Origin of the sequence: Streptomyces palmae (genome assembly GCF_004684805.1) — a bacterium.
GTDB lineage: Bacteria > Actinomycetota > Actinomycetes > Streptomycetales > Streptomycetaceae > Streptomyces > Streptomyces palmae.
This window is the reverse complement of record NZ_SRID01000582.1, coordinates 1-2,652: the sequence shown is the minus strand read 5'-3', so window position 1 is coordinate 2,652 and position 2,652 is coordinate 1. Positions and strand designations below refer to the sequence as shown.

Annotated in this window: 2 protein-coding genes; one reads left to right on the top strand and one right to left on the bottom strand. The window is 74.0% G+C overall.

The window, feature by feature from the left end:
* Positions 1-95: 95 nt before the first annotated feature.
* The gene (locus E4099_RS31180; protein WP_135342458.1) at positions 96-1,196 is read left to right on the top strand and encodes an aminopeptidase P family protein; all 1,101 of its coding nucleotides are present in this window, start codon (positions 96-98) and stop codon (positions 1,194-1,196) included.
* A 332-nt stretch (positions 1,197-1,528) separates the two neighbouring features.
* Here the strand turns inward: E4099_RS31180 and E4099_RS31175 are convergent, their stop codons facing one another.
* Positions 1,529-2,644, bottom strand: coding sequence for an alkene reductase (locus E4099_RS31175; RefSeq protein WP_135342459.1), 1,116 nt, complete (start codon positions 2,642-2,644; stop codon positions 1,529-1,531).
* Between the last annotated feature and the right edge of the window lie 8 nt (positions 2,645-2,652).

The window sequence follows — 2,652 nt, the reverse complement described above, 5'->3', positions numbered from 1 at the left end:
GCCGCCTTCCCCGCCGCTCCCCCCGCCGTTCTCGACGGCGGATTCCCGGCGGATTTCCTGTCGCGGCCCGGGCGGCGCTGAGCCATGCTGGCGGCATGACCAAAGTCGACTACTCCGAACGGATGGCCCGTGCCACCAGGGCGGCGGCGGACGCCGGACTCGCCGGGCTGATCGTCGCCCCCGGCCCGGACCTGGCCCACCTGTGCGGATACCTGCCGGTGGCCACCGAACGACTCACCGCGCTGGTGCTGGCCCCCGGCGCCGAGCCCCGGATGCTGGTGCCGGCCCTGGAGCGACCGGACGCGCTGGCCGCCCCGGGCGCCGGAACGATCGAGGTCAGCGGCTGGCTGGACGGCAGGGACCCCTATCTGGCCCTGGCCGAGCTGCTGCCGCCGGGCGGCCGGTTCGGCGTCTCCGACAACTCCTGGGCGATGCATCTGCTGGGCCTCCAGCGCACCCTGCCGGACGCCTCCTACAGCTCCTTCAGCGAGGCCGTCCCCATGCTGCGGGCGGTCAAGGACGACCTCGAGGTGGAGCTGCTGGCCGCCGCCGGGGCCGCCGCGGACGCCGTCTTCGAGCGGATCACCGACGTCCGCTTCTCCGGGCGCCCGGAGCGCGAGATCGCCGCGGAACTCCGCGCCCTGCTCCTGGAACACGGCCACAGCCAGGTCGACTTCACCATCGTCGGCTCCGGCCCCAACGGCGCCAACCCGCACCACGAGGCCGGGGAGCGGGTCATCGAGGACGGCGACATGGTGGTGCTGGACTTCGGCGGCCTCAAGGACGGCTACGGCTCCGACACCACCCGTACCGTGCACGTGGGCGAGCCCACCGCCGAGGAGCGGAAGGTCCACGAGGTGGTCCGCCAGGCCCAGCAGGCCGCCTTCGAGGCGGTCCGCCCCGGCGCCTCCTGCCAGGAGATCGACCGGGTCGCCCGCGCCGTCATCACCGAGGCCGGCTACGGCGAGTACTTCATCCACCGCACCGGCCACGGCATCGGCGTCACCACCCACGAGCCGCCCTACCTGGTCGAGGGCGAACACCTGCCGCTGGTCCCCGGCATGTGCTTCTCCATCGAACCGGGCATCTACCTGCCCGGCCGCTTCGGCGTCCGCATCGAGGACATCGTCACCTGCACCGAGACCGGCGGCCGCCGCCTGAACAACACCGACCGGGGCCTGCGCGTCGTCGCCTGACCCGGGGACCGTACGGGGCCGCGGCCACCATGGCGAACCCGAGCCTTGCCCAGGTCGACGAGGCTCTCGCCGCCTGAGCCCTGCCCCCGGAGACAAGACCCCCGCCACCACCCGGCGGGGGTCTTGTCTCGCTTCCCTCATTCCCGGACACACGGTCACCCAGCCTCCCGACCGGCCGGCCCACGCCACCTCACCACGCGGACATGCCCAGAGGGCGCGCCGGTTGGTTCAGTAGCGTCTCCTTGGCGGTATGCCCGCATTCGGGGCACCGCCGGGAGGTGTTGCGGGGGAGGGGTGGTCCGGCTGGCTCGGTGGTCGTGGTGGGCGGCGAATCACACGCCCGCTGTGGCGAGGGCGGGGCGGTCCGCCGCGTCCGCGTCGCCCAGCGCCGGGTAGTCGGTGTAGCCCTTGGCCCCGCCGGTGTACATCAAGCCGTGGTCGCGCACCTGGTTGACGGGGGCACCGGTGCGCAGCCGGTGCACCAGGTCCGGGTTGGCGAGGAACGGCCGCCCCAGCGCGATCAGGTCGGCGCCCGCGGCGAGCAGCCGCTCGGCGGCGGCCTTGCCGCCGTCCTCGGGCAGCGGGCCGCCCCAGCCCAGCACGGGGTTGGCGATGAGCGTGCCGGGCCAGGCCGCGCGCAGCTCGCGGAAGAGCGGCTGGTCGGGGTCGGCGAACACGATGTGCAGGTAGGCCGGGCCGATCTCGGCGAGCGCGGCGACCAGTGCCGGGTAGATGGCCTCGGTGTCGCCCTCCGCCATGGCGTTGGCGGTGACGCCGGGGGCGATGCGTACCCCGACCCGCTCGGCGCCGATCGCGTCGACCACGGCGCGGACGACCTCGACGGTGAACCGGATGCGGTGGGCGACCGGTCCGCCGTAGGCGTCGGTGCGCCGGTTGGTGTCCTGGCCGAGGAACTGGTGGAGCAGGTAGCCGTTCGCGGAGTGCACCTCGACTCCGGCGAAGCCCGCGGCCACCGCGTTGCGCGCGGCGTTCGCGAAGTCCTCGACGGTGGAACGGATTTCCTCGACCGTCATCTCGCGCGGCACCACCGACGGGCGCGAACCGGACGGGGTGTGCATCGGGTCGGGGAAGGGCACCGGGGAGGGCGCGACGGGGTGGAGCCCGCTGGTCTCCGGGTGGCCGATCCGGCCGCCGTGCTGGAGCTGCAGGAACATCCGTCCGCCGGCGGCGTGCACGGTGTCGGTGACCGACCGCCAGCCCTCGATGTGCGCGTCCCGGTAGATGGCCGGGATGTTCGGGTACGTCGCCCCGACCCGGTTCGGCGTGGTGGCCTCGGCGATGATCAGCCCTGCGCCGGCCCGCTGCGCGTAGTACTCGCCCATGATCGGCAGCGGGGTGCCGTCCTCGGCGGCCCGGTTGCGGGTCATGGGGGCCATCACCAGGCGGTTCGGCAGGTCGAGCGGGCCGAGCCGGGCGGGCTCGAACAGGTCGCGGG